Raw genomic sequence first — 822 nt, forward strand, 5'->3', positions numbered from 1 at the left:
CGGGCTGCGCCGTCGTCGCCGCAGCCGCGGCCGCGCGCCGGGCCCGGCGGAAGTTGACGACCCCGACCGCCGCCAGCCCGGCGAACAGCACCCCGAACACCGCCCACTGCCCGGCGCCGTGCGCGCCCGTGACGTGCAGGCCCAGCGGCACGCCGAACAGGGTGTGGTCCAGCAGGTCGTCGGGGGTGGTGAACAGGCGGTACATCACCGAGAAGAACGGGACCTGCACCAGCACCGGCAGGCACCCCGCGAACGGCGACACCTGCTCCTTCCGGTACATCTCGGCCAGTGCCTCCCGCAGCCTCTCCGGCCGGTCCTTGTGCTTCCTTCGCAGCGCGCCGACCTTCGGCGCCAGCCGCGCCCTGGCCTTCTCCCCACGCGCCGCCGCCCGCGCCAGCGGATGCAGCGCCAGCCGGACGGCGACGGTGAACAGGACGATGGCCAGTGCGGTCGGCACCAGGTGGGCGACGGCGGCGACGGCGGCGTGCGCCAGGGCGACGGCCGGGTCGAGAACGGCGAGAACGGACATGGTGAAGCGAGCCCTCCGGGGTCTCAGGACATGAGTGAACGGCGGAGGACGGCCGCGAAGAACGTCTTACGGATCTACGGATCTACGACGGAATCACGCGGCCGCCAGGGCCGCTCCCGGTGCCCTGGGGCGTCGCCTGCCCCGGGCGTCCGGATCACGCTGCGGAAGGAACGCCGTACCGAACGCCCGACGCCGCAGCACCCCGCTGCGCACCGCCGCCGGCGCCCGCGCCCCCAACAGCCGTGCCCCGGCCAGCGCCCCGGCGACCGCCCCGGCCACCAGCGCCACTGCCG

2 protein-coding genes are annotated in these 822 nt (G+C 75.2%); both read right to left on the bottom strand.

The genetic code is table 11. The features are described 5' to 3' along the window. Positions 1–529, bottom strand: a 529-nt coding sequence (locus KS423_RS46450) for a YidC/Oxa1 family membrane protein insertase (protein ID WP_224285655.1), incomplete at its 3' end; no start/stop codon positions are given. Positions 530–622: 93 nt separating this feature from the next. Next, positions 623–822, bottom strand: a 200-nt coding sequence (locus KS423_RS46455) for a DUF6412 domain-containing protein (protein WP_224285656.1), incomplete at its 5' end; no start/stop codon positions are given.

The sequence above is a fragment of the Streptomyces sp. LS1784 genome (assembly GCF_020103755.1).
Classification (GTDB): domain Bacteria; phylum Actinomycetota; class Actinomycetes; order Streptomycetales; family Streptomycetaceae; genus Kitasatospora.